Raw genomic sequence first — 25403 nt, 5'->3', positions numbered from 1 at the left:
CTGGGTCCGTGGGTCCGGACCGTCAGGTCCGGTTCGTCAGCGCGGGATCGCGGTCCGGCCTGGCGGCCAGCGGGGCCCGGGCCCCGCCGCCGGTGCCGTCCACGGCCTGCCGCCGGGCGCGGTACAGCCGCACGCCCAGGACGACCAGGACGGCGATCGCGATCGGTGGGTAGATCGCGCCGGGCAGCTGCCAGTACCAGGCGACCCCGCGGCCCCACCGGTGCGGCACCGTCCACATGACGTGGGAGAGGAACACCACCAGGGTCAGGCCGAACAGCACCTGCCGGGCCCTGGTCCTGGCCTCCACCGCCAGCAGGGCGAGGAGCGGGATGCACCAGACCCAGTGGTGGGTCCAGCTGATCGGCGAGACCAGCAGCGCGGTGAGCGCGGCGCAGACCGCGCCCCAGGCGTCGGCCCGGCGCAGCACCCGCGCCGAGCGCCCGGCCAGCACCGCCACCCCGAGCCCGAACGCCCCGACCAGCGCCGAGGCGATGAGCCCGACCAGGCCCGGGTCGTTGACGTCGAGCAGCCGGCAGACGGCGCCGCGCAGCGACTGGTTGTCCACCAGGACGGTCACGCCGACCCGGCTCGGGTCCCAGAGGTAGGTGGTCCAGAACCCGTGCGAGGCGTCGGGCAGCGCGGCCCAGCCGATCAGGCCCGCCGCGACGAAGGTGCCGGCCGAGACCAGGGCGGCCCGGATCCGGCCGGTCAGGAACAGGTAGACGGCGAAGAGGCCCGGGGTGATCTTGATGGCGGTGGCCAGGCCGATGCCCACGCCCTTGAGGCGGTCGCGGTCCGAACGGGTCAGGTCCCACAGGACCAGGCAGAGGATGCCGAGGTTGACCTGGCCGTACTGGAAGGTGGTGAAGACCGGCTCCAGCCAGATGCCGAGGCCCGTCGCCAGGATCACCACGGCCGCGCGGTGCTGCTTCGGCCAGCCGGCCAGCTTGAGCGACAGGTGCACGGCCGCGGCGAGCAGCGCGTAGTTGAGGAGCATCACCAGGACGCGCAGGGTGCTCACGTCGAACCAGGTGCTCGGCACGAAGAGCATCGCCGCGAACGGCGGGTAGGTGGCCGGCAGGTCCCAGCCGGGCAGCCGCATCGCGTACAGGTCCTCGCCGCGGACGACGGCCTCGCCCTCGGCCCGGTAGACCAGCATGTCGACCATGGTGGCGCCGTGGGTGTGCCGGAACCAGGCGAACACCGCCAGGGACACCGCCGCCACGCAGGCCGCCGGGAGGGTCCAGGAATTCGGCCTTCCGGTTTCCGCTGCGCCGCCGGGCTCCTCCGGGGCCGACCGCCGCACCCACCGTTTCAGACCGAACTCGCGCACCGCGATGGCACCCCGTCGAGATAGACCAGATCGTTCCCTCGTCAGCGTCTGGGCCCACCCACCATAACCGACCCCCCTGAGCCCCGAACCGCATCGGGAAAGGGCCCTGGAAGGGCGCTGTGACCTCGCCCACAGTCGCCCCGGAGCCGGCTCCCGCGCCCGGCCCGGACCCAGAACGCGAGATCCCGCCGGAGTCGTCTCCCGGCGGGATCTCGCCGACCGGCCCGAGCCGGTCCGTCGGGCGGGCCGTTCACGAGCGGGGATGGCCTGCGGCGACACACATCACCACCGCGCCCCGGCCGTTGACACAGCAATGACGAACATTCTTGACGATTCGAGGCCACTGCGAAGGAACAAGGACTTCACGCTGCTGTGGGGAGGCCAGACCGTCTCCCAGCCGGGTTCCGCCGTATGCGTCCTGGCGTTCCCCCTCCTGGTCCTGTCCCTGCACGGATCCGCCGTGCAGGCCGGTGCGCTCGGCACCCTCCAGGCGGTCGTCCGGGTCCTCTTCCAACTGCCCGCCGGAGCAGGAAGCGCGTAATGCAGGTCTGCGACGCGGGCCGCGTCGTCCTCTTCGTGATCCTCGCCGTGGCCGTCATCGTCGACCACGCGCCGCTGGCGGCCATTTTCGTGATCGCAGGCGCCGCCGCGATCCTGGACGTCTTGTTCGGTGCGGCCGAAACGTCGATCGTCAGTCAGCTCGTGCCGAAGTCACAACTCCCGGAGGCGTTCGCCAAGAACGAGGCGCGCTCGTACGGAGCCTCCCTGGCCGGCCCCCGCTCGGCGGCTTCCTGTACTCCCTCGGCCGCTCGGTTCCGTTCCTCTTCGATGCCTTGAGCTACCTGCTCTCGGTTACCGCCACCCACATCCAGGGTCGCGTCATCAGCGTGGTCGTCCTCTCGGCCACGGCTTGCCGTGCCGCTGAAAGGCGGCCACCCCTTGCGGCTCGTGGGACCGCACCTCCCCCGGTCCCACGGCCGCTTCGCCGTGCCCGCACCGCCGGCTCCGCTCGGCCACCCTTCGAGGCGATGTGACCTCACTCACAGTCACCCCGGAGTCGCCTCCGGCGCCCGGCCCTGCCCCCAAAACACGAAATCCCGCCGGGAGTTGCCTCCCGGCGGGATTTCGTCGACCGGCCTGAGCCGGTCCGTTGGGTGGAGCTGAGGGGATTCGAACCCCTGACCCCCTCGATGCGAACGAGGTGCGCTACCGGACTGCGCCACAGCCCCAACGAGAAGAAACTCTAGCACCTTTCGGAGGGGGTCCGTGACCACCCCCCGGATCGCGGTGCTGGTCGGGGGGTGGCCCGCGTCATTCGTTGGCCGCGCGCGGGCGCGACTCGGGGGCCTGCGGCTCGGCGTACTGGTCGAAGAGCGGGGTCTTGCGGGACTCGACGGGGCGGCCGGCGGTCCAGGTGCCGGGGGCCGACAGGTCGAGGCCGCGGGAGACCCGGGGGGCGACCGGGGCGGTCACGTAGGTCGGCAGCGGGACGGGCACCGGTTCCCAGGAGTCCGGGCCGGCCGCGCCGCGCTCGCGCATGCCGTCGACCCACTCCTCGTGCTCGGTCGCCTCGGCCACCGCGGAGGCGGAGGGCACCAGGACGGTGGCCTGCTCCGGGTCGGCGGCCAGCCGCAGGTGCGGACGGCGTGCGGCCCGTTCCTCGGCGCGCGCGGCCGGGGCCGGCTCGGCGACGGCGGGGGCCTCGGCCGGGGCGCCGCCGGGCGCCGGGGCCTCCGCGCGCTGCTGTTCGCGCTTGCGCAGCCGCTCGGCCGCCTGGGCGGCCCGCACCCGGTCCAGCTTCACCTCGTACCGCTGGCGCTCCAGCTTGCGCAGGTGGCCGATGTACAGGGTGAGGAGGACCGCCGGGACCGCCGGGACCCAGAGGAAGGCCAGCCCGGCCACCGCGGCGACCACCGCGCCGAGCGCGAAGGAGAGGAAGAGGGCGGTGACCATCCGGCGCCGGCGGGCCAGCAGACGCGCCCGGCGCTCGACACCGGCCAGCGGCTCGGGGCCAGGCCGCTCGGCCGGGCGCTGCGCCGGGGGTTCGGGCTCCCGCGCGGGGTCGCCGGAGGCGGCCTCGTCCCGTTCGGGAGGACCGTCGTTGCTCTGCTCGCCGTCACGCGGTTCGTCGCCCAGGGCCCGGGCTGCCCGCCGCTCCAGCGCCGAACGCCCGGCCAGCAGGCGGATGGCGGTGCTGAAGCGTTCCGTCGGGCGCGCCTCGTTGAGTTCGTCCTGCCTGCGGAGCCACATCGGCACCAGATAGGCGGCCCAGGCCCCTACGATGACGGCGTAGATAAGGCCGCTACTGCTCACGATTCACACCGTACGGGCGCCAGGGAAGGCCTGGCAGCAATTTGGTGCGGCGTGTCGTGTGATCAAGCTGATTCTCCGACTATTTTGCCGGTATTTGTGGGGGTCCGGTGCCCCACCGATGCCAGATCGATATTTCTTTCGAACATATATTCAATTACTTGGCTCGCGGCCGGAACTGAGCGCCCGCCAGCGCTCCAGCATCCCCTCCGGAACCTCCTCGTCGGTCAGCGCGTAGACGAGGTGGTCCCGCCAGTCCCCGTCGATGTGGAGATAGCGTGGACGGATTCCCTCCGAGCGGAAGCCGAGTTTCTCCACCACCCGTCGGCTCGGGCCGTTCTCCGGGCGGATGCAGACCTCGATCCGGTGCAGTCCGAGCGTGCGGAAGCAGTAGTTCACCGACAGCGCCACGGCGGTCGGGATGATGCCCCGACCGGCCACCGTCTCGTCCACCCAGTACCCGATGTTCGCCGAGCACATCGATCCCCAGGTGATCCCACCGACGGTCAACTGCCCCACCAGCTGGCCCTTGTAGACCACGACGAAGGGCAGCATCCGGCCGGCCGAGGCCTCGCCGCGCAGGAAGCGGACCATCTGCCGGTACGTCGGGCGGGGGCCGGCCACCTGGCCCGCCGGGCCGGGCGGCACGGTGGCCTCCCAGCGGCGCAGCCAGTCCCGGTTGCGGCGGCTCACCTCCTGCCACTCGCGCTGGTCGCGGGCCCGGATCGGGCGCAGCACGACCTCCCCCTCGTGGAGTTCTACCGGCCAGCCGGCGTTCAGTGCGCTCTCCCGGTTGCTGGGGCGTCGGTCCGGGGGTGGTCCCCGCCGCCGAGCTGGTCGACGGCGTGGGCGAGCAGCGGCTCCAGGACGGCCAGGCCGTCCTTGACGCCGCCGGTCGAGCCCGGCAGGTTGACGATCAGGGTACGTCCGGCGAGCCCGGCGAGCCCACGGGAGAGCGCCGAGGTCGGCACCTTCTCCCGGCCGTACGCGCGGATGGCCTCGGCGATGCCGGGGATCTGGCGGTCGATCACCCGGGCGGTCATCTCGGGGGTGAGGTCCATCGGCGAGATGCCGGTGCCGCCGGTGGTCAGCACGACGTCGTAGCCGGCCGCGACGGCCTCGCGCAGCACGGCCTCCACCGGGTCGCCGTCCGGGACGACCCGGGGGCCGTCGGCGGTGAAGCCCATCGCGGTCAGGCCGGCCACCAGCAGCGGGCCGCCCCGGTCCTCGTAGACCCCGGCGAAGGCCCTGTTGGACACCGTCACGGCCAGCGCCTTCATGCGTCCACCTCCGGGGCGAACCAGTCGCCGCTCTTGCCACCGGTCTTGCTCAGCACCCGGACGGACTCGATCGTGGCACCCTTGTCCACCGCCTTGACCATGTCGACGACGGTCAGCCCGGCCACCGCGACGGCGGTCAGCGCCTCCATCTCGACGCCGGTGCGGTCGGCGGTCTTCACGGTGGCGGTGATCTCGACCGCGTCGTCCGCGACGGCCAGGTCGACCGTGACGCCGGAGACCGCGATCGGGTGGCAGAGCGGGATCAGGTCCGGAGTCTTCTTGGCGCCCATGATCCCGGCGATCCGGGCCACCGCGAGGGCGTCGCCCTTGGGCACGCCCTCGCCGCGCAGCAGTTCGACCACCTGCGGGGAGACCCGCACCCGGCCGGCCGCCACGGCGGTGCGCGCGGTGGCGGCCTTCTCGGAGACGTCGACCATCCGGGCCGCGCCCTGGTCGTCGACGTGGGTGAGGCGGTCGCCGGGGGGAGGTGTCGTCACGGGTAACTCCAGGGGCGCGCAGGTCGAATACCGCGCTACCGTACCGTTCCCCGGTCCGGGGAACTGATCAGGAGTCCAGCAACACCACGTCCACCTCGCTGCCGGCCGGCAGTTCGGTGGTCTCCTCGGGGACGGTGATCAGGCAGTCGGCCCGGGCCAGCGCGCCGACCAGATGCGACCCGGCGCCGCCCACCGGCTCGACCGTGCCGTCCGCCGCCGAGTAGCGGCCGCGCAGGAACTGCCGGCGGCCGACCGGGGAGCGCAGCGCCGCCGGGCAGAGCGCGCGGACGACCGGGCGGTGCACGTCGGGGGCCCCGAGCATGGTGCGGATGACCGGGCGGACGAAGAGCTCGAAGGAGATGTAGGCGCTCACCGGGTTGCCGGGCAGGGCGAGCAGCGGCACCCCGGCCGCGCCGCCGATCCGGCCGAAGCCCTGCGGCTTGCCGGGCTGCATCCGCAGGCGCCGGAAGTCCACCCCGCCGTAGGACTCGAAGACCTCCTTGACCACGTCGTACGCGCCTACGCTGACCCCGCCGCTGGTGACGATCAGGTCGGCCCGGCCGAGCTGCTCCTCCAGGACGGCGCGCAGCCGGTCGGCCTCGTCCGGGACGGCGCCGACCCGGTAGGCGACGGCACCGGCCTCCCGGGCGGCCGCGGTGAGGGTGAAGCTGTTGGAGTCGGCGATCTGCCCGGGGCCGACCGGTTGGCCGGGCTGGACCAGCTCGCTGCCGGTGGACAGCACCACGACCCGGGGGCGCGGGCGGACCTTCACGCTGGGGCGGCCGATCGCGGCGAGCAGGCCGAGCTGGGCGGGGCCGAGCCGGGTACCGGCCTCCAGCACCCGGGTGCCGGCCGCGACGTCGCTGCCGCGGCGACGGATGTGCGCGCCCTCGGTGACCGGGCGCAGGACCCGGACCTCCTCGTCCGGGACGGGGGCGGTCATCGCGGCTGCGGCCACCCCGGTGCCGGTGCCGCCGTCGGTCCACTCGACCGGTGCGACGGCCTGGGCGCCGGGCGGCAGCGGGGCGCCGGTCATGATCCGGGCGGCCTGGCCGGGGCCGACCTTGGGCAGCCGGTCGGCGCCGGCGGCGATGTCGCCGACCACCGAGAGCACCGACGGGTAGGTGTCGGTGGCGCCCTCGGTGTCGGCGGTGCGGACCGCGTAGCCGTCCATCGAGCTGTTGTCGAAGGGCGGCAGGTCCCCGTCGGCGGTCACGTCCTCGTCGAGCCGGCAGCCCTGGGCGTCGAGCAGTCGGAGCTCGATCGCGGGCAGCGGGCCGACCGCGGCCAGCACGTCGGCGAGGTGCTCGTCCACCGTCCAGAGGCGGGGGGCCGCCGGGGCCGGGTCCGCTCCGGCGTCGCAGCAGGCGCTGGGCGTGGTGCTGTGCTCGGTGGACCCGGTCATCGGCGGCTCGCTCTCTGTCGTGGTCGGTCCTGCGTCAGGCCTGCATCTCGGAACCGACGAACTCCCGCAGCCAGGTGCGGAACTCCGGGCCCAGGTCCTCGCGCTCGGCGGCCAGACGGACGATAGCGCGCAGGTAGTCGGCGCGGTCGCCGGTGTCGTAGCGGCGGCCCTTGAAGAGCACGCCGTGCACCTGGCCGCCGTCCGCCGTCTCGCGCTGGGTCAGCTCGCGCAGGGCGTCGGTCAGCTGGATCTCGCCGCCGCGGCCGGGCGGGGTCTCCCGCAGCACGTCGAAGACCAGCGGGTCGAGGACGTAGCGGCCGATCACGGCGTAGTTCGACGGGGCCTCGCCGGGCTCGGGCTTCTCGACCAGGTCGGTCACCTGGAAGACGTCCTCGCCGAAGCCGTTCGCCTTGACGGCGGCGCAGCCGTAGAGGTGGATCTGGGCGGGATCGACCTCCATCAGGGCGACGACCGAGCCGCCGAGCTGCTGCTGCACCTCGATCATCCGGGAGAGCAGCGGGTCGCGCGGGTCGATCAGGTCGTCGCCGAGCAGGACGGCGAAGGGCTGGCCGGCGACGTGCTGCTCGGCGACCGAGACGGCGTGGCCGAGGCCCTTCGGGTCGCCCTGGCGGACGTAGTGCATGTTGGCCAGCTCGACGGACTCGCGGACCCGGGCCAGGCGCTGCTCGTCGCCCTTGCGGACCAGCAGCTCCTCCAGCTCGTAGGCGCGGTCGAAGTGGTCCTCCAGGGCGCGCTTGTTGCGGCCGGTGACCATGAGTATGTCGGACAGGCCGGCGGCGGAGGCCTCCTCCACGACGTACTGGATCGCCGGCTTGTCGACGACCGGGAGCATCTCCTTCGGGGTGGCCTTGGTCGCCGGGAGGAAACGGGTGCCCAGTCCGGCCGCGGGTACCACGGCCTTGGTTACCGGAACTCGGGAGTTGGTCGTCGTCATGCGTTTACCTTACTCAGGCACGTTTTCGCCCGGCCGCGCGCAGGCGAACGGCTAGGACAGCACGTCGCGAGGCCCGGCCACAGTGGCAGGCGTATGGGACACGACCGGCTGGGCGATGGAGTCCCGGCCGACACAGGCCGACAGACTACCCGCCTTTCCCGAACGGTCACGTTCGGCATCCGGTCCGTGATCGGGAGTGCAAGTGGCCTGTTCGGAGCGGTCGGTGCGGGGCCGGTCTGTGCGGGGCCGGTCGGTGCGGGGCCGGTCGGTGCGGGGCCGGTCGGGCTCCCCGGCGGGCTGGGCCTGGAGCCGCCAGCAGTCGCCGCCGGCCGCCCGGGCCGCGGCGAGCGCCGCGTCGGCGGCGCGCAGCAGGACTGCCGCGTGGGTGCCGTCGTCGGGCAGCACGGCGATGCCGGCGGCCGCGGTCAGGCCGTTGCCGGTGGCGGGGCGGGACTCGCGCGGGCCGGAGGACCAGTCCAGCAGCAGGTGCCGGCGGACCGACCAGACCAGCCGCTCGGCGACCTGCGCGGCGCCCTCGGCGCCGGTGTCCGGCAGCACCACCAGGAACTCCTCGCCGCCGTAGCGGCCGAGGGTGTCGGCCCGGCGGATCTCCATCGCGAGCCGCTGGGCGAGGTCGCGCAGGACCGCGCCCGCCCGGCCCCGGCCGTGCTCGGCGACGACCGCGTCGAAACCGGTGATGGCCAGCATCAGCACGGCGAGCGGGCGCGGGCCGTCGGACTGCTCGGCGTGCTCGGCGCGGCGGGCCCGCTCGATCTCCCGGTCCAGGGTGAGCTGGAGGTGACGGTAGTTCCACACGCCGGTGAGCGGGTCGCAGGAGGCGGTGCGCTCCAGTTCGGCGCAGCGCTCCTCCAGTTCGGCGATCCGTCCGCGCAACCGCTCCGCCCCGGCGGCGGCCCCGGCCCGCTCCCGCCGTCCGCGCAGTCCGAGGGCGGTGGCGCCGGCCAGCGCCGGGACGCTCAGTGCGGCCAGGGCCTGGACCAGCAGCGGGGTGGTCAATGGGGGGCGCCCTTTCGCGTGTCAGGCTCTGCGCGTCGACGGTGCGGAGACCAGGAGGATCGGATGTACAACGAGAAGAGCGGCCTGAGGACACGGCTGTTGACGGAACGGCGTGAACTGGCCGCCGAAGAGCGCGCCGCGGCGGCCGAGGCGCTGGCCGGGCACGCCGGGGAACTGGCCGCCGCGGGCGCCACCGTGGCCGCGTACGTCTCGGTGGGTGCCGAGCCCGGGACGCGGCCGCTGCTGGACGCGCTGCGGGCGCGCGGGGTGCGGGTGCTGCTGCCCGTACTGCTGCCGGACAACGACCTGGACTGGGCCGAGTACGCGGGGCCCGGCGCACTGGCCCCGGCCGGACGCGGGCTGCTGGAGCCGGTCGGCCCGCGGCTCGGCCCGCAGGCGGTGGCGCAGGCCTCGGTGGTGCTGCTGCCGGGCCTGGCGGTGGACCGCTCCGGCCTGCGGCTGGGCCGGGGCGGCGGCAGCTACGACCGGGTGCTGGCCCGGCTCGCGCGGGCGGGCGTGCGGCCGGTGCTGGCGGTGCTGCTGTACGAGCACGAGCTGCTGGAACGGGTGCCGGCCGAGCCGCACGACCTGCCGGTGGACCTGGCGGTCCTGCCCTCGGGGGTGCGCAGGCTCGGGTGAGAACGGCGGCGGCCCCGCTCCCTCGGGGGAACGGGGCCGCCGGTGGCCGAGCCGTACGGGCGTCAGCCGGTGGTGAGCACCAGCTTGTGCTTGGTGGCCTTCTCGACCGCGTCCGGCGAGTAGGCCCAGGTCAGCAGCTTGCCCTTGAGCCAGATGTCGGTCTGGTCGTTGTAGTTGTCGTGGAAGGCGTGGCCGGAGGCGCCGCCGACGTTGACCCAGCGCGAGGAGTCGAGGTCGTTCATGTCGACCACCATGCGCATCGACGGGATCCAGTCCACCTGGTAGCCGGCCGCCGCGTTCCAGCCGGCCGCGTCGACCGCCGCCGAGCCGCCGGAGAGCCGGTACGGGCCGCGGTTGAGCAGCTTGTGCACCGCACCGGAGGCGATCGAGGAGTTGTCGGTGCCGAGGGTCTGCTCGCGCAGCTCCAGCTTGTGCAGGCGGCCCCAGCTCCAGGTGGAGATGTCCTTGCTGAGCAGCGAGGTCAGCTCCTGGCGAGCGTTCTTCATCGCCTCCTGGAGCAGGTTGTCCAGGCCCTTCTGCTCCTTGTGCTGGTCGTCGATGTACGTCCACCACGAGCTGTCGGGCTTCTCCAGCTGCTGGCGCACCACCTCGGTCCAGCGGTCGCCGCCGTCCGGCTGGGCCTTGCCAGGCTCGCGGGTGCCGCACTCGGTGACGATCTTGGCGGAGCTGTCCGGCTTGGTGGGGTCGCCCTGCTGGCGGACCAGCAGGCAGTTGTCCTTGGCCCGCAGGTCGGCCGGGAACTTCTGGCCGAAGGCCAGGGTCAGCAGCTGGCGCCAGACGCCGTTGTAGTAGGCGGCGGCGGCCGAGTCGGCGTCCTGGTGGAAGTTCCAGTCCTTCAGCAGGTCCTGGGCCTCGCGCACGTACGGATCGCTGATCGGCTGCTTGAGCAGCAGCGGCACCAGCGTCTTGGCCATCACGCTGGTGTTGTCCAGCTGGAGGGTCTGCATGTCGTCCGGCGAGATCTTGCCGTTGTTCTTGAGCAGGCCCTCGATCTGGTCGGTGATCTCCTTGGCGCGGGTGCCGTACTCCCAGTCCTTGGTCAGGCTGTACTTGTAGCTCGGGTCCACCACGGCCTGGTTGGCGGTGACGATGTAGCCCGCCGAGGGGTTGAGGCTCCAGGGCAGCGCGCTGAAGGGGATCGGGTCCTTCCACTGGTACGCGGGGTCCCAGCCCGGCGCCGGGTAGGTGCCGTCGCCCTTGCCGCGGACCGGGATGGTGCCCGGGGCCTGGTAGCCGATGTTCTTGGCGTCGGCGTAGATCAGGTTCTGCGCGGGGACGGTGAAGTCCTTGGCGGCGTTGCGGAACTCGTCCCAGTTCCTCGCCTTGTCCAGCTCGAAGACGGCGTCCATGGTCTTGCCGGGGCTGAGCGCCGTCCACTGGAGGGCGACGCCGTAGCCGCCGGTGCCGCGGTCGGGGGCGGAGGTGCCGTTGGGGGCGTACTTGCCGACGTTCTGCTGCTCGTTGCTCTGGTCGGAGATGAGCGGGGCGCCGGTCTGGGTGGTGCGGACGGTGATGGTGCGGTCCTCGCCGCCGGCGACCTTGATGGTCTCCTTGCGGAGGTCGAACTTCACGTCCTTGCCGTCGACCTGGTAGGTGTCCGGGCCGGTGACCTTCTCCAGGAAGAGGTCGGTGACGTCCGCGCCGAGGTTGGTGAAGCCCCAGGCGATGTCCTTGTTGTGGCCGATCACCACGCCGGGCATGCCCGCGAAGGTGAAGCCGGAGACGTCGTACTGGCAGGCCGGGGAGTTGGTCCGGCAGTGCAGGCCCATCTGGTACCAGACCGAGGGCAGGCCGGGGCCGAGGTGCGGGTCGTTGGCCAGCAGCGGCTTGCCGGTGGTGGTGTGCGAGCCGGCGACCACCCAGGAGTTGGAACCGATGCCCTGGCCGGGACGGCCGAGCAGCTGCGGCATCGAGTCGATCCGGTCGGTCAGGCCCTGCAGCAGCGCCTTGGTGGTGGCCGCGCCCTGGGCGGTGGCGGTGCCGGTGGTGCCGCCGGACTGCGGGGAGCCGTCGGCGGGGCGGTAGTTGTCGCCGGTCACCGTGCCGGTCTTCACGATGGTGCCGTTGCGGGCGTACGGGTAGTCCGGGTAGAGCTCGGCGATCTTGTCCGGGCTGAAGTCCTGGGCCAGCAGCGAGCGGTCGATCTCCTCCTGGAGGTTCCCGGAGAGGTTCCAGGCCATCGCCTTGAGCCAGGCCACCGAGTCGACCGGGGACCACTGCTCGGGCTGGTAGCCGCTGTTCACGACGCCGAGCAGGCTGTACTCCAGCGAGGCCTTCGCGCCGCCGGGGTGCTCGGCGAGCCAGGCGTTCACGCCGTCCGAGTAGGCCTGGAGGTACTTCTTGGTCTCCGGGGACAGCTTGGTGTCGTACTCCTTCTGCGCCACCTGCCGCCAGCCCATGGTGCGGATGAAGGCGTCGGTGTCGACCTGGCCGGCGCCGAACATCTCGGAGAGCCGGCCGGCGGTGATGTGCCGGCGGACGTCCATCTCCCAGAAACGGTCCTGCGCCTGGACGTAGCCCTGGGCACGAAACAGGTCCTCGGAGGTGTCGGCGTAGAGCTGCGGGATGCCGTTGGCGTCCCGCTTGACGTCGACGGGCGCACTCAGGCCCGCCACCTTGACGCTGCCGTCGACCTCCGGGAAGGAGGCGCGGACCGCGGAGACCCCGCGGTAGCCGCCGTAGCCGGTGCCGGCCACCAGCAGCACGACCAGCACGATCACGATCAGACGGGCGCGCCGGAGCTTTTTCGAGCGGGGCATCTGGGTCCTTGCGGTCCTGACTTCGGGGCGGGCGGGCGTGTCCAGGGCCTGCGGCCGTGACAGGGAACCACATTAGGCCGAGTCGGCCGGGCACCGTGAACGGGGGACCAAGCTAAAGATATGGCAAAATGTTAGACTGCGTAACGATCCGCAAGAGGAGCATTGACGACTTCTTAACGGGTCACCCCACAGCACCACCAGACACCCCGCCCGCCCCTGCCTGCCCGAGGTGCCCCTGCGTGAACGTCTCCCACCTGAACCAGCTCCTGCTTGAGTCCTCCGTGATCCTGCTGTTCGCGGTGGGCGCCGTACGCCTCTCCACCCGATCAGGGCTGCCCAGCCTGCTGATCTATCTGGGGATCGGTGTCGCGCTGGGCCAGAACGGGATCGGCGTCACCTTCAACAACGCCGAGCTCACCCAGGTGCTCGGCTACGCGGCGCTCGTGGTGATCCTCGCCGAGGGCGGCCTCAAGACCAGCTGGCGCGAGATCAAGCCGGTGATGCCGGCCGCGACCGTGCTCGCCACCGTCGGCGTCGGCGTCAGCGTGTTCGCCACCGCGGCCGGCGCGCACTGGCTGGTCGGCCTGGACTGGCGCACCTCGCTGCTGCTGGGCGCCATCGTCTCCTCCACCGACGCGGCCGCCGTCTTCTCGGTGCTGCGGATGGTCCCGTTGCCGCACCGGCTCACCGGCCTGCTGGAGGCCGAGTCCGGCTTCAACGACGCACCCGTGGTCATCCTGGTCGTCGCCTTCGCCACCACCGGGGAACTGGACTCCTGGTACGTCCTGATCGGCACGATCATCGCCGAGCTGGCGATCGGCGCCGTGATAGGCCTGGCCGTCGGCAAGATAGGCGCCTACGGGCTCAAGCACGTCGCGCTGCCCTCCTCGGGCCTCTACCCGATCGCCGTGATGGCGCTCACCGTGCTCGCGTACGCCGGCGGCGCGCTGCTGCACGGCTCCGGCTTCCTCGCCGTCTACATCAGTGCGGTGATACTCGGGAACTCCAAGCTCCCGCACGGCCCGGCCGTCCGGGGCTTCGCCGACGGGCTGGCCTGGATCGGGCAGATCGGCATGTTCGTGCTGCTCGGCCTGCTCGTCACGCCCGAGTCCATGGGCGACGCGGTGGTGCCCGCACTGGTGATCGGCGGGGTGCTGGTCTTCCTGGCCCGGCCGCTGTCGGTGGTGGTCTCGCTGACCCCCTTCAAGGTGCCGGCCCGCGAGCAGGCACTGCTGAGCTGGGCCGGGCTGCGCGGGGCGGTGCCCATCGTGCTGGCCACCATCCCGGTGGTGTCCGGCGCGCACCAGGCCGACGACGTCTTCAACATCGTCTTCATCCTGGTCGTCGTCTTCACCCTGCTCCAGGGACCGACCCTGCCGTGGGTGGCCAAGCGGCTGCGGATCGACGAGGGCGACATGGGCCAGGACCTGGGCATCGAGTCCGCCCCGCTGGAGAAGTTGCACGGGCACCTGCTGTCGGTCACGCTCTCCCCCGCCTCGAAGATGTCGGGCGTGGAGGTCAGCGAGCTGCGGCTGCCCAAGGGGGCGGCGGTCACCCTGGTCGTGCGCGAGGGGAACTCCTTCGTGCCGGACAAGGCGACGGTGCTGCGCGGCGGGGACGAGCTGCTGGTGGTCACCACGGACGAGGTCGGCGCGGCGGCGGAGCGGCGACTGCGGGCCGTGGACAAGGGCGGCAAGCTCGCGGGGTGGCTGAACGGGCGGTGAGGGCGGGCCCTCGCCGGGGCCCTCACCGGGCCCCGGCCGGGGTGGCCGGCCCGCCGGGACGGGTGGGACCGGCCCGCCGGGACGGGTGGGACCGGCTCACCGGGACGGGTGGGGCTGGCGGGGTCTACGCGCGTAACTGTATGCTGGTCCGACCACGCCGTATAACCACCGCTAGACCACCCCCAGCATCTGCCTGACGCAGAGTTGGCGCGACCGCTCGGCGGCCGCGGTCCGGCCCCGGCCACCACGCCGGACCGGCCCGGTATCTACCCCGGTCGACGCGCGAGAGGACGACTCTCGGCGCCGTCGGGGCCACACCATGCCCTGCCGCGCTACCAGGCAGCAGGAAGGACCGACCGTGACGGCGCGCCGAACGGTCGACACCGCCGCGGACTCCGCGGCCACCCCCGCAGCTCCGGCCCCCACCCGCGTCGGGTACGGCGAGCTGCTGCGCACCCCTGGGGCCTGGACGTTCCTGGCCCCCGCCCTCGTCGCGCGGCTGCCGTACGCGATGCTCAGCATGGGCATCCTGCTGCTCGTCACGCAGACCCACGGCTCGTACGGCACCGCCGGTACGGTCACCGCGGTCGCCGCCGTCGCCCAGGCCCTGGTCGGGCCGCAGACCGGGCGGCTCGCCGACCGCTACGGCCAGGCCGCGGTGCTCGTGCCGACCGTCCTGGTGCACGCGGCCTCGGTCGGCGTGCTGATCGCACTCGCGCTCGGCCACGCACCCGCCTGGAGCCTGTTCCTGGCCGCCGTCCCGGCCGGGGCGAGCGTGCCGCAGGTCGGCGCGATGGTCCGGGCCCGCTGGCTGGCCAGGTTCACCGCGGACGGCGCCTCCGACGCCTCCGCGGCCCGGGTGAGCACCGCCTTCGCCTTCGAGTCCGTGACGGACGAGTTCACCTTCGTGATCGGCCCGATCCTGGCCTCCGGCATCGCCGCCCTCGCCAACCCTGCCACCGCCCTGGTCGCCGAGGCCTCGCTGACCCTCGTCGGCGGCCTGGCCTTCGCCGCCCAGCGGCGCACCGCACCCACCCGGATCGTGCCGCAACCCGGCACCAGGCGCGCCTCGGCACTCGCCTCCCCCGGCGTCCGGCTGCTGGCCGGGACCTTCCTCGGGGTCGGCGCGGTCTTCGGCGGCATGCAGGTCTCGGTGAACGCCTTCGCCGACTCGGTCGGGCAGCACGACGCCGGCGGCACCGTGTACGGGATCTTCGCCGGCGGCTCGATGCTGGCCGGCGTGCTGTACGGCGTGATCGCCTGGCGGCGGCCGGTGCAGCAGCGGATGCTGATCAGTTACGCGCTGCTGGTGCTGGGCTGCTCGGTGCTGTGGGCGATGCCCAACCTGGTCGCGCTGACCGCCGCCGGGCTGGTCTGCGGGCTGGCCATCGCGCCGACCCTGATCAGCGGCTACACCCTGGTCGAGACGCTGGTCGCGGACGGGGCCAAGACGGAGGCCTTCACCTGGCTGACCGGCGCCATCGGGCTGGGGCTGGCGGTCGGCTCGATGGCGGCGGGCCGGCTGATCGACGGGCACGGGCCCTCGACCGGGTTCCTGGTGCCGGTGGCCGGGGCCGGGTTGGGCCTGATCGCGCTGGCCTCGCTGCGGCACCTGCTGGTGGCGACCGGGGACGGGTCGGGCGCGTCTGCGGCTGCCGACCCGGGCTCCGATTCCGCGGAGCGCGGTGGTGCCGCGCAGCTGGTGGGCGCGGCCAAGGGCTGAGGCGGCGGCGGTCCGGCGGCCGGGCCCCGTCCATCTCACACCGCAGTCGCTGGACTGATCCCGCGGAATGCCGCATCATTGACCATCGTTAGCACTCATCAGGCGAGAGTGCCAGGAGGAAGATCAAGTGCCCACGTACCAGTACCAGTGCACCGAGTGCGGCAACGGCCTGGAGGCGGTGCAGAAGTTCACCGACGAGGCACTGACCACGTGCCCCGACTGCCAGGGACGGCTCCGCAAGGTCTTCTCGGCCGTGGGCGTCGTGTTCAAGGGCTCCGGCTTCTACCGGACCGACAGCCGCTCCTCCTCCAGCAGCTCGGTGGGCGCCGGGTCCTCGTCGACCTCCTCGACGCCGTCCTCCACGTCCGCGTCCTCCTCGACGCCGTCGAGCTCCGGCTCCTCGGCCTCGTCCAGCCCGGCTCCGGCCGCGAGCTGACCTCGGCGCCGGGCACCGGCCCGGACGGCCCGCAGACCTCGGAAAGGCCCGTCGGCCCCGCTTCCACGCGGGGGCGACGGGCCTTTCCGCATTCCTGTCGGTCCCGTCGGTCCTGTCGGTCCCGCCGTTCCCATCGGTCCCGTCGCCGGTTTCCCGCAACCCCGGACCGGGGGCTTCCCGTCACCTCGAACGGGTCCGATTGACTCGTGCGGGTGAACGAAGTTATCCACAGGGGCGGGTTTTCCACAGGCCTGGGGAAAGAGCTTTCCGAGTTCGCCGGAAACGCTCATCGTGTGGGCATCCGGTCCGCGAGAGGCCGGCCCGCCGACACCCCGGAGGTGCGTCGATGACGACCGCGAGCTTCTCCCTGCCCCTGCCCCTCCCGCTGCCCGCGCCCGCCGTACCACCCCGGCAGGAGCTGCCGAGCTTCCCGCCGATCCGGCGCGGGTGCGGCAGGTGGCACCGCTGGCGCAGTGCGGTGCGGCGGCGGGCCGGGGTGCCCGTGCTGGTGCTGCTCGCGGTGGCGGCGGCACTCGCGCTGGGGCCCGCGCGGGCCGGGCTGCCGCCGCCCCAGGGGGGTGCGCTGGGCCGGACGGGTTGTCAATCCGGGCCCGCGGAAGATCACCCGTAACCGGGAATCGGATTCGTCGTTCGAGGCGGCATGAAAGGCTTCAAGGAATTCCTGCTGCGTGGAAATGTCGTCGAACTCGCCGTGGCCGTGGTCATCGGCGCGGCTTTCACCAACATCGTCAACGCCTTCGTCAAGGGCGTGATCAATCCGCTCGTCGGCGTCTTCGGGACGAAGGACCTCGCGTCCTACAGTTCCTGCCTCAAGGGGCCTTGCGAGGTGAGCCCGACCGGTGAGGTCACGTCCGGAATCCTGATCCTGTGGGGATCGGTGCTCAGCGCCGCGCTCCAGTTCCTGATCACCGCGGCAGTCGTCTACTTCGTTCTGATCGTGCCCATGAACAAGCTGGCGGCCCACCGCAAGACCGCCGCCGAGGAGACGGCGGAGGCCGAGCTCAAGGAGGTCCAACTGCTGACCGAGATCCGCGACGCGCTGGTCACGCCGCTTCGCTGACCGGCAGGCGCCTTTCGCCCCCCACTCCTCGTTCCTCAGCCCCCGTGGTGCGGCGGGCGCTGGCTCAGGTACCAGTCCAGCCCCCGCCCGCCACTGCCACCGGCCCCGGGGCGGTCTCCCCAGCCGGCGTCGGTGTCGTCCCTGGACTGCTGGTCCAGCGGGTCCCGGAAGACCAGCCGGGCCTTGGCCGCCGCGGCCTTCCGCGGCTCCTGGCTCTGGTCCTGTTCCTGGTCCTGTTCCTGTCCCTGATCGTTCACGCTGTCCACTCCCTCGCTCGTCCCTTCCCTCCAGCCTAAGAGCCCCGTGGCATGCCTCGGGCCCGGGTGCGGAGTGCTCCGCGCCAGGGCCCGGGTGAGGCTCGGCCGGTGGGGCCGGGTGGTCCGTCAGGCGGACGCTCGGGCGGACTCTCAGGCGGCCTCGAAGCCCGCGTGGTCGGCGATCTTCTTCAGCTCCGCCAGCGCGTGCTTCTCGATCTGGCGGATCCGCTCGCGGGTGAGGCCGTGCTGCTTGCCCACCTCGGTGAGGGTGCGCTCGCGGCCGTCCTCCATCCCGTAGCGGGAGCGGATGATCGAGGCGGTGCGGTCGTCCAACCGCCCGATCAGGTCGTCCAGTTCCTCGCGGCGGAGCATGACCATCACGGCGTCCTCGGGGGACGTGGCCCCGGTGTCCTCGACGAGGTCACCGAACTGGGTCTCGCCCTCGTCGTCGACCGACATGTTGAGGCTGACCGGATCGCGCGCCCAGTCCAGCACGTCCTTGATCCGGGCCTCGGTGGTGTCCAACTCGGCCGCGATCTCGGCCGGCTCCACCTCGCGGCCCAGCTCCTTGGACTTCTCCCGCTGCACCCGCCGGATCCGCCCCAGCTCCTCCACCAGGTGCACGGGCAGCCGGATGGTGCGGGACTGGTCGGCGATGGACCGGGTGATCGCCTGCCGGATCCACCACGTCGCATACGTGGAGAACTTGAAGCCCTTGGCGTAGTCGAACTTCTCGACGGCGCGCACCAGGCCCGCGTTGCCCTCCTGGATCAGGTCCAGCAGCGGCAGGCCGCTGCGCGGGTAGCGACGGGCGACGGCGACCACGAGCCGGAGGTTGGAGCGGATGAAGACGTCCTTGGCGCGCTCGGCGTCGGCGGCTATCGCCTCCAGTTCCTCGCGCGTGACGCCGTCGGGGAGTTCGCCCTCCTCCAGCAGGTGCTGGGCGTACACGCCGGCCTCGATCCGCAGCGAGAGCTCGACCTCCTCGGCGGCATCGAGCAGGGGTGTCCTGGCGATCTCGTCGAGGTACATGCCGACCAGGTCACGGTCGGCCTCCAGGTTGGTCGGGCGGGCCGCGCGACTCCGGTCGGCCCTGTCGCGAACGACGGCACGGGTGGCCATGCTTGCTCCCTTTGCTCGTGTTGCCGAGGTCTGCCTGCCTGCCTCGTGAGGGCAAGAAGTGCGGGCCCCTGGGGCCTCACACGTAACGATCCAACGAACAGAATCCGGACAACATTCCCAAGTCCCTCAGATTCTTCCCGGCGATGCAGTATCCTGCTGATTTTCATGCCGGTTCTGGACAATGAGTGACCGGCCGAGCACTTCCCGTGCCACCGGGCGACCGCTCCGGGAGCGATTTTTTTCACTCGACCCACACGCGACCGCCGCCTACCCGTTGAACCCGCGAAGGGCCGCCGACGTTCCCCGCGCGCCCCGTTTTCCGTCCGCGCCACACCCCGGCGCACGCAGGTCCTCCTCACAAACGATGCCGAATCGCTATCACTCCGGCTCTTGCTCGGCACTGGACACTGGGAAGGTGTCAGCCATGCACCTGACCAACAGCACGACCCCCCTCGCTGCGCGTAACCGGAGTCTCCTTCGGGACGCCGCGCTCGCGCTGGGCTGTGCCGCGCTGTTCGGCCTCCTGGCGGCTCTGGTCACCGGCCAGTGGCGCCCGCTGGTCCGCTTCGACCAGGAGTGGATCGGCGAACTGCACACCTATGCCCGGGAGCACCGGATCTGGACCGCCTCGGTGCAGACGCTCTCGGACATCGGCGGCACCGTCACGATGCGTACGCTGCTCGGGATCGCAGCCGGGTGGCTCTGGTTGATCGGCGCCCGCGTGCTGGCCGGCTGGGTGGCCGCCCAGGCCCTGATCGGCTGGGGCGCCCAGTGGGCGCTGAAGCTGGCCTTCGGCCGCAGCCGCCCCTCCTTCACCGATCCGGTCTCGCACGCCGGCGGCCCGGCCTTCCCCTCCGGGCACGCCATGGCCTCGGCGATCACCTGCTCCGTCCTGGTCGGCCTGCTCTGGTACCGGGTCCACCGGCGCGGCCGGACCGCCGCCTGCCTGGTGGCGGCGGCAACGGTGCTGACCATCGGCTGGACCCGGGTCGCGCTCGGAGTGCACTGGCCCAGCGACGTGCTGGCCGGCTGGCTGGCCGCCGGAATCGTGCTGGGTGCCGTGACCGCGGTGATCCAGGTCTGGCGCCCCGGCGCGCTGGCCCGGGACGTACGGCGGGTCAACTGGCGCACCAGGCCCCGGGTGCAGCGGGTCGTCGTGTCGGACGAGCGGTCCGCACGCGCCGCCGCCCCGCTGGACGAGGACGGGCCGGACGCCGTACGGACCGAGGAGGCTGCGGGCGGCCCCGTCGACCGGCCCGACGAGACCGTCCGCTGAGTTTCCGTCACCCCACCCACCACTGCGGGCCGCCCCGCTAGCGTGACGGCCATGTCCGACACCTTCACCCCCACTTCCCCCACCGCGCCCGCCGGCTACCCCGAGCGCCCGCTGCGGATCGCCACCGTCCAGGCCCAGGCCGTGGCCGGCGACATACCCGCCAACGTCGCCCAGGTTGCCGGGCTGATCCGTGAGGCCGCCCGGGCCGGCGCCCGGCTGGTGCTGTTCGCGGAGAAGTTCCTCTCCGGGTACGAGCCCGAGCTGATCCGCACCGACCCCGTCAAGTACGCGGTCCAGCCCGGCGATCCGCGTCTCGCGCCGATCGCCGAGGCCTGCCGCGAGACCGGCACCGCCGCGATCGTCGGCGCCGCCGTACAGGACGGCGCCGACCTGCGCATCTCCGCCCTCGTCCTCGGGCCGGACGGCGGCTTCGTCACCCGCTACGACAAGCAACACCTGTTCAAGAGCGAACGCGAGCACTACCGCCCCGGGACGGCCGGCTGCACCGTGGAACTGGACGGCTGGCGGCTCGGCCTCGGCATCTGCTACGACTCCGGCTTCCCCGAGCACGCCCGGGCGGCCGCGCTCGACGGCTGCCACGCCTACCTGGTCGGCGCGCTGTTCAGCACGGGCCACGGCCACCACGAGTCCCGCACCTGGTTCCCGGCCCGCGCACTCGACAACACCCTCTACACGGTGCTCGCCAACCACATCGGCCACACCGGCGGCTGGCACACCTGCGGCGGCAGCGCGGTCTGGGGCCCGGACGGCCGGCTGATCGCCGAGGCGAGCGAGGACCGGCGCGAACTCGTCGTCGTCGACCTCGACCCGGCCGTCCTGCGCACCACCCGCGAGACCGAGACCCTCCTCGCCGACCTCGCCCTCGCCACCGGCCGGCCGCCCGCGCCCCGGGCCCGGTTCACCCTGGCCTGAGCCCCTGGCCGCCGGCTCCCGGCGCACCGGCCGCGACTGCGGTCAGGCAGCCCGCATCGCGGCCACCGCGCTCATCCGCCCGACCCGGCGGGCCGGCAGCACCGCGGCGGCCAGGCCGACCAGGACGGTCAGGCCCAGGGCGGCCAGCACCGGCAGGACCGGCGGAGTGCCGACCGTGCCCACCGTCGAGGCGATCGAGCGGGCTGCCGCCCAGCCGTAGGCGGCGCCCAGGCCGGTCCCGACCAGCGCGCCGGCGAGAGAGAGCAGCAGCGCCTCCAGGGTGAGCATCCGGCGCAGCTGCTCGCGCGACATCCCGATCGCACGCAGCATGCCGATCTCGCGGGAGCGTTCGCTGATGCTGAGCATCAGGGTGGCCGCGACGCCGAGGCCGGCGATGGCGACGGAGAAGGACAGCAGGGCCATGCTGACGGTCTTCAGCCGGTCCAGCAGGGAGCGCAGGGTGTCCGCCTGGGCGGCCGTGTCGGCGACGGTCACCTGCGGGTGGTCGGCGAGGGCACGGTCCAGGGCGCGACGGGCGGTCGGCCGGTCGTCGCCCGCGGCCGGGCTGATCCAGGCCGTGGTGACGGATGCGCCGGGGGCGAGGCGGTCCAGGGTCGCGGGCGTCACCAGCAGGGTGGCGCCGCTCTGCAGGGTGAACGGCAGGCTGCTGCGGCCGGGTTGGAGTCGCAGCTCGACGCCGCCGACCCGCCGCACCCCGGTCTCGCCGAGCATGCTCAGTGCGGCGCCCTCGGTGAGCGCGCGGGCCCGGTCCACGTCGTCCGCCGAGGAGTTGAGCCGGGTGGGGTCGACGGCGGCAACCACCGTGGACCGGCCGTCGAGGTCGACGGTGGCCGAGCGGACCGGGGTGACGGTCAGCCCGTGCTCGGCGCCGAGCGCACCGAGCGCACCGGCGGGCAGGGCGCCGCCGCCGGTGACGGCCGCCGAGAAGACCCCCGGCTGGCGCGCGGAGACCACGGGCACCAGCGACTGCGAGGTGACGTCCAGTGCGGTGACCGCGCCGACCATCACGGTCACCCCGAGCAACAGCGCCGAGCCGGTGGCCCCGGTGCGGCCCGGGTTGAGCCGCAGCTGCTGGGTGGCGAGCCGCCCGGCCGTACCGCCGAGCTTCCGGGCGGGCCGGCCCAACACGGCGACGACCGCGGGCAGCACCCGGTGGGAGAGCCGCAGCACCCCGAAGAAGTTGGCGATGGCACCGACGGTGACGGCGAGCAGCGACAGCGGCGGCGGGGTCAGCGCACCGGCCACCAGCAACGCCGTGCCCACGAGCAGCAGCACTCCGGTCCACACCGCGGCCCGCACCCTGGCCGCCCCGCCGGACGGCGCGGGGGTGCCGCCGAGCGCGGCGACCGGCGGCACGGCCGCGGCGGCCTTGGCCGGGCCGCGAACGGCCAGCAGGGTCAGCAGCACGCCGAACAGCCCGGCCAGCAGGCAGGTCAGCGGGGACGGCATCAGCGACAGGTGCACCGGCCCGAGGTCGAGCCCGCCGACCACGGCGGTGCCGAGCGCGCCGAGGGCGACCCCCAGCAGCACGCCGGCCGCCGAGGCGCCCACTCCGAGCAGCAGTCCCTGCCGGCGGATCAGCCGGCGCAGCTGCTGACGGTCGGCGCCCACGCAGCGCAGCAGTGCGAGCTGGCGGGTCCGCTGGGCGAGCACCACGGTGAAGGTGTTGCCGACCACCATCCGCGCCACCGCGAGCGCGATCAGGACGAAGGAGAGCGCGGCGATCAGCACCATGCCGTACATGGTGCTGCTCTGCCGGGTCACCTCGGTGACCGAGGCCTCGCGGGTGTGCACCTCGGTGCCGGTGCCGAGGGCGGCGCGCAGGTCTTCGACGGTCCGGGTCCGGGAGGCCTCCGGGGCGGCCCTGACGTCGAGCCGGTCGGTGGTGACACCGGTCGCGTAGCCGGCGACCACGCTCGCCGGGACGCCGATGATCGGGACTCCGGCGAGGCTCGGTGCGCCCCGCTCGTCCAGGGTGCCCACCAGCCGGGCGGTGGCGGCGGTGCCGTCGGCCCGGGCCAGGTGCACCTCGGAGCCCACGGTGGCGTCCAGCCGGTGCGCCGTCCCGGTGTCGAGCAGCACCTCGCCGGGGCCGGCGGGCCAGCGGCCGTCCTTGAGCAGCTGCCAGCGCAGCGCCGGGTCCTCGGCGACGGCGCTGACCGCGGCGGTCCGGTCGAGCGGCCTCCCGTCGGCGGTCAGCACGCCGCCCTTGCCGGTCAGCCGTGGAGCCACCGCGGCCACCCCGGCGGTCTGCCGCACCCGCTCCGCAGCAGCCGCGTCCAGCCCGCCGGCCGCGGCCTTCCTGGTCACCTGGATGTCGCCGGGGCCGACCTCGGCGGCCGCGGTCTGGCTGTAGGAGTCCACCAGAGCCCCGCTGCCGCTGACGGAGGCGATCAGGAAGGCCACCCCCAGCGCGATGGCGGCGCCGCTCAGGAGCAGTTGGCGCAGCTGGCCGCGCAGCTCGGCCACGGTGTATCGGTACGTCGTCATGGTTCCCCGGCTCGTCCGCCCTGACCGGGAACGGTGCTCCGGCAGGGGTCTCGTCGAGCCTAGGAGCGAAGTGACCACGGCCCGTCAGCACGAGGTCTGCTTCATGATCACTCCGCGGGTGGACGGCCGCCCTCCGCCTCCTCCTCCCGGAGAGGTACGCCGCCCCTGACGCCGGTCCCACGGGAGGGCAGCGGCGGCTCCGGGAATGCCGCAGGCCCTCCGGCCCGAGTGGGCGGAGGGCCTGCGACCTGCGTGTTCGTTGTGCCCCAGACAGGAATCGAACCTGCGACACCGGCTTTAGGAGAGCCGTGCTCTATCCCCTGAGCTACTGAGGCGCGGCCCGGGTGCTACCAGGCCGTTCACAGCGTACCGGATCAGGGGTGGGGCTCGGGGGCGCGTCCTGTGGTTCCTGCCGGATCAAGGGCGCCGGCGTCGCGGCCCGGCCGGGTCCGCAGGGCGCGCCTCACGGCGACGGAGGGGCCGTGGGCGGCCGACGGGGCCTCAGGGCGGGTCCAGTAGCCTGCCGGGCAGGGTGGGATCCGTCCCGGCACGTCGCGCTGAGGAGGCGAAGGACCTGATGAGACCTGCTGTGCACCCGGTGGGCCGGCTGTTGGGGCAGGTGTGGGTGTGGCCCGCGGTGGTCATGTTGGCGGTGGGTGGGTACCGGCTGGGGACTCCGGACCTGTGGCGGGACGAGATCGCGACCTGGACGGTCGCCACCCGCTCGCTGGGCGACCTGCTGCGGCTGCTCCAGCACGTCGACGCCAGCAACGGCGCGTACTACCTGCTGATGCACTGCTGGACGACGGTGTTCGGCGACTCGACGGTCTCCCTGCGCGCACCGTCCGTGCTGGCGATGGCCGGGGCTGCGGCGCTCGCGGCGCTCACCGCCGAGCGGCTGTTCGGCAGCCGGGTGGCGGCGGTCGCCGCCGGGCTGCTGCTCGCGGTGCCCCCGGAGATCTCCCGGTACGCCCAGGAGGCGCGCTCCTACGCGCTGGTGACCTGCGCGATCGCGGCGGCCTCGTACTTCCTGCTGCGGGCGCTGGAGCGGCCGACCTGGCGGCGCTGGGCGCCGTACTGCGTGGCCATGGCACTGGCCGGCACCGGGCACCTGATCTCCTTCAGCACGGTCGCCGGGCAGGTGGGGCTCCTGGCGTTGCACCTGTGGCGCACCCGCGCGGAGGCGGACCGGCGGCTGCTGTGGCAGTACCCGCTGGCGGTTGCGGTGGCAGCGCTGCCGGTGCTGCCGGTGGTGCAGCTGGGCAGCCAGCAGTCGGACCGGCAACTGGGCTGGATCGCAGTCCCCTCCACGCGCGGCCTCGCCTCCTTCGGCGAGCAGTTGTTCGGCTCGGACGTCGTGTTCTACGCCTTCGTCCCGCTGGTGCTGCTGGCGCTGGCGTTGCCCGGCCGGCGGATCCAGGCCTGGCAGGTGCTGCTGCTCGCGGAGCTGCCGGTGGTGAGCGTCTGGCTGGTGTCCCGGCTGAGCGACACCTCGTACTTCCTCGACCGGTACCTGCTGTTCACGGTGCCCGCCTGGGCGGTGCTGGCCGGCGGCGGCGCCGGGGCGGTGTACGGCACGGTGACGGCCCTGGCCCGACGGCGCGGCCGGGCGCCCCGGGGGACCGTCGCGGTGGCCGGGCTGCTGACGGCCGGGCTGCTCGCGGTACCGGCCGTGGCGACGCTGCCGGAGCAGCCCGCGCTGCGGTACGTGGGTTCGCACAACGGCTCGGAGGAGCCGTTCAAGGCGGCGGCCCGGGAGATCTCGGCCGGCTACCGCTCCGGGGACGGGATGGCGGCCCCGCTGGGCGACCAGTCCTGGGCGATGGCCTGGCCGGGCGTCAGCTACTACCTGCCCTCGGACGTGCGCCCCCGTCCGGTCTTCGTCGCACAGAGCGCCGACGACGCCGAGGAGCTCTGGCCGACGCCCTGCCCGCGGCCGGAGGACTGCCTGGGCGGGGCGTCCCGGATCTGGCTGCTGGTCCTCGGCGACACCGAGGACCCGCTGGGCTCGATACCGGCGGACCAGGCGCAGGTGCTCCGCAGCCAGTACGGCGAACCGGACCGGGTGACGCCGCTCGGCGGGCTCACGCTCGCACTGCTCGACCCGAACGCCTAGCGAACTCG

Annotated in this window: 23 protein-coding genes and 2 tRNA genes; 11 read left to right on the top strand and 14 right to left on the bottom strand. The window is 73.2% G+C overall.

Annotated features, from left to right (window positions below; all coding sequences use genetic code 11):
• Positions 1 to 22: 22 nt before the first annotated feature.
• Positions 23 to 1225: a glycosyltransferase 87 family protein gene (locus AB0O11_RS23875; RefSeq protein WP_363390454.1), complete on the bottom strand. Its 1203-nt coding sequence runs from the start codon at positions 1223 to 1225 to the stop codon at positions 23 to 25.
• A gap of 421 nt (positions 1226 to 1646) precedes the next feature.
• Here AB0O11_RS23875 and AB0O11_RS23870 point away from each other — a divergent pair, with 421 nt between their 5' ends.
• Together AB0O11_RS23870 and AB0O11_RS23865 are read left to right on the top strand one after the other, a co-directional pair.
• A complete protein-coding gene (locus AB0O11_RS23870) occupies positions 1647 to 1874 on the top strand; it encodes a hypothetical protein (RefSeq protein WP_363390451.1) in 228 nt (75 codons plus the stop codon).
• Positions 1874 to 2170 (top strand): hypothetical protein, encoded by a 297-nt coding sequence (locus AB0O11_RS23865; protein ID WP_363390448.1) that lies wholly within the window; start codon positions 1874 to 1876, stop codon positions 2168 to 2170. The genes AB0O11_RS23870 and AB0O11_RS23865 overlap by 1 nt, the downstream gene beginning before the upstream one ends.
• A gap of 318 nt (positions 2171 to 2488) precedes the next feature.
• Here AB0O11_RS23865 and AB0O11_RS23860 read toward each other — a convergent pair.
• The 8 genes from AB0O11_RS23860 to AB0O11_RS23825 all read right to left on the bottom strand — a co-directional run bounded on the left by AB0O11_RS23860 (position 2489) and on the right by AB0O11_RS23825 (position 8797).
• Positions 2489 to 2562, bottom strand: a tRNA-Ala gene (locus AB0O11_RS23860).
• 82 nt (positions 2563 to 2644) lie between these two features.
• A complete protein-coding gene (locus AB0O11_RS23855) occupies positions 2645 to 3646 on the bottom strand; it encodes a hypothetical protein (RefSeq protein WP_363390445.1) in 1002 nt (333 codons plus the stop codon).
• 150 nt (positions 3647 to 3796) lie between these two features.
• On the bottom strand, positions 3797 to 4423 hold the full coding sequence (locus AB0O11_RS23850; protein ID WP_224284323.1) for a GNAT family protein: 627 nt from the start codon (positions 4421 to 4423) through the stop codon (positions 3797 to 3799).
• On the bottom strand, positions 4420 to 4923 hold the full coding sequence (locus AB0O11_RS23845) for a MogA/MoaB family molybdenum cofactor biosynthesis protein (RefSeq protein ID WP_363390442.1): 504 nt from the start codon (positions 4921 to 4923) through the stop codon (positions 4420 to 4422). Before AB0O11_RS23845 ends, AB0O11_RS23850 begins: the two co-directional genes overlap by 4 nt.
• Positions 4920 to 5360, bottom strand: coding sequence for a cyclic pyranopterin monophosphate synthase MoaC (moaC, locus tag AB0O11_RS23840; RefSeq protein WP_363390613.1), 441 nt, complete (start codon positions 5358 to 5360; stop codon positions 4920 to 4922). Before moaC ends, AB0O11_RS23845 begins: the two co-directional genes overlap by 4 nt.
• Positions 5361 to 5487: 127 nt before the next feature.
• Positions 5488 to 6825 carry a gephyrin-like molybdotransferase Glp gene (gene glp / locus AB0O11_RS23835; RefSeq protein WP_363390439.1) on the bottom strand — a complete coding sequence of 446 codons (1338 nt, stop codon included), beginning with the start codon at positions 6823 to 6825 and terminating at the stop codon, positions 5488 to 5490.
• A 34-nt stretch (positions 6826 to 6859) separates the two neighbouring features.
• Positions 6860 to 7780, bottom strand: coding sequence for a UTP--glucose-1-phosphate uridylyltransferase GalU (gene galU, locus AB0O11_RS23830; RefSeq protein WP_363390436.1), 921 nt, complete (start codon positions 7778 to 7780; stop codon positions 6860 to 6862).
• A gap of 51 nt (positions 7781 to 7831) precedes the next feature.
• Positions 7832 to 8797: a diguanylate cyclase gene (locus tag AB0O11_RS23825; protein WP_363390433.1), complete on the bottom strand. Its 966-nt coding sequence runs from the start codon at positions 8795 to 8797 to the stop codon at positions 7832 to 7834.
• A 63-nt stretch (positions 8798 to 8860) separates the two neighbouring features.
• Between AB0O11_RS23825 and AB0O11_RS23820 the strand changes: the two genes are divergently transcribed.
• Positions 8861 to 9436 (top strand): 5-formyltetrahydrofolate cyclo-ligase, encoded by a 576-nt coding sequence (locus tag AB0O11_RS23820; protein WP_363390430.1) that lies wholly within the window; start codon positions 8861 to 8863, stop codon positions 9434 to 9436.
• 62 nt (positions 9437 to 9498) lie between these two features.
• On the opposite strand, the gene AB0O11_RS23815 is transcribed toward AB0O11_RS23820, so the two are convergent.
• Entirely contained in the window at positions 9499 to 12216 is a 2718-nt protein-coding gene (locus AB0O11_RS23815) for a penicillin acylase family protein (RefSeq protein WP_363390427.1), read from the bottom strand.
• Positions 12217 to 12455: 239 nt separating this feature from the next.
• On the opposite strand from AB0O11_RS23815, the gene AB0O11_RS23810 reads away from it, so the two are divergent.
• The 5 genes from AB0O11_RS23810 (at position 12456) to mscL (ending at position 17180) form a co-directional block, all read left to right on the top strand.
• Entirely contained in the window at positions 12456 to 13940 is a 1485-nt protein-coding gene (locus AB0O11_RS23810; protein WP_363390425.1) for a potassium/proton antiporter, read from the top strand.
• 445 nt (positions 13941 to 14385) lie between these two features.
• Positions 14386 to 15663 (top strand): MFS transporter, encoded by a 1278-nt coding sequence (locus AB0O11_RS23805; protein WP_363390610.1) that lies wholly within the window; start codon positions 14386 to 14388, stop codon positions 15661 to 15663.
• Between the two features lie 127 nt (positions 15664 to 15790).
• Positions 15791 to 16099, top strand: coding sequence for an FmdB family zinc ribbon protein (locus AB0O11_RS23800; RefSeq protein WP_363390422.1), 309 nt, complete (start codon positions 15791 to 15793; stop codon positions 16097 to 16099).
• A gap of 346 nt (positions 16100 to 16445) precedes the next feature.
• Positions 16446 to 16730: a hypothetical protein gene (locus AB0O11_RS23795; protein ID WP_363390419.1), complete on the top strand. Its 285-nt coding sequence runs from the start codon at positions 16446 to 16448 to the stop codon at positions 16728 to 16730.
• Positions 16731 to 16760: 30 nt separating this feature from the next.
• On the top strand, positions 16761 to 17180 hold the full coding sequence (mscL, locus tag AB0O11_RS23790) for a large conductance mechanosensitive channel protein MscL (protein WP_363390416.1): 420 nt from the start codon (positions 16761 to 16763) through the stop codon (positions 17178 to 17180).
• A 35-nt stretch (positions 17181 to 17215) separates the two neighbouring features.
• Here the strand turns inward: mscL and AB0O11_RS23785 are convergent, their stop codons facing one another.
• Both AB0O11_RS23785 and AB0O11_RS23780 read right to left on the bottom strand, forming a co-directional pair.
• Positions 17216 to 17437, bottom strand: a complete 222-nt coding sequence (locus tag AB0O11_RS23785) for a hypothetical protein (protein WP_363390414.1) — start codon at positions 17435 to 17437, stop codon at positions 17216 to 17218.
• A 150-nt stretch (positions 17438 to 17587) separates the two neighbouring features.
• A complete protein-coding gene (locus AB0O11_RS23780; RefSeq protein ID WP_363390411.1) occupies positions 17588 to 18559 on the bottom strand; it encodes a sigma-70 family RNA polymerase sigma factor in 972 nt (323 codons plus the stop codon).
• A gap of 424 nt (positions 18560 to 18983) precedes the next feature.
• Here AB0O11_RS23780 and AB0O11_RS23775 point away from each other — a divergent pair, with 424 nt between their 5' ends.
• Positions 18984 to 19835 (top strand): phosphatase PAP2 family protein, encoded by an 852-nt coding sequence (locus AB0O11_RS23775; RefSeq protein ID WP_363390408.1) that lies wholly within the window; start codon positions 18984 to 18986, stop codon positions 19833 to 19835.
• Positions 19836 to 19886: 51 nt separating this feature from the next.
• On the top strand, positions 19887 to 20768 hold the full coding sequence (locus AB0O11_RS23770; protein ID WP_363390405.1) for a carbon-nitrogen hydrolase family protein: 882 nt from the start codon (positions 19887 to 19889) through the stop codon (positions 20766 to 20768).
• Between the two features lie 42 nt (positions 20769 to 20810).
• On the opposite strand, the gene AB0O11_RS23765 is transcribed toward AB0O11_RS23770, so the two are convergent.
• Positions 20811 to 23279, bottom strand: coding sequence for an ABC transporter permease (locus AB0O11_RS23765; protein WP_363390402.1), 2469 nt, complete (start codon positions 23277 to 23279; stop codon positions 20811 to 20813).
• 262 nt (positions 23280 to 23541) lie between these two features.
• A tRNA-Arg gene (locus AB0O11_RS23760) sits at positions 23542 to 23614 on the bottom strand.
• Between the two features lie 242 nt (positions 23615 to 23856).
• Between AB0O11_RS23760 and AB0O11_RS23755 the strand changes: the two genes are divergently transcribed.
• Positions 23857 to 25395 carry a glycosyltransferase family 39 protein gene (locus AB0O11_RS23755; protein WP_363390399.1) on the top strand — a complete coding sequence of 513 codons (1539 nt, stop codon included), beginning with the start codon at positions 23857 to 23859 and terminating at the stop codon, positions 25393 to 25395.
• Positions 25396 to 25403: the final 8 nt, after the last annotated feature.

It is taken from the genome of Kitasatospora sp. NPDC093102 (genome assembly GCF_040683915.1).
Classification (GTDB): domain Bacteria; phylum Actinomycetota; class Actinomycetes; order Streptomycetales; family Streptomycetaceae; genus Kitasatospora.
The sequence above is the reverse complement of the archived record's forward strand: the minus strand, read 5'-3'. Positions and strand labels throughout refer to the sequence as shown.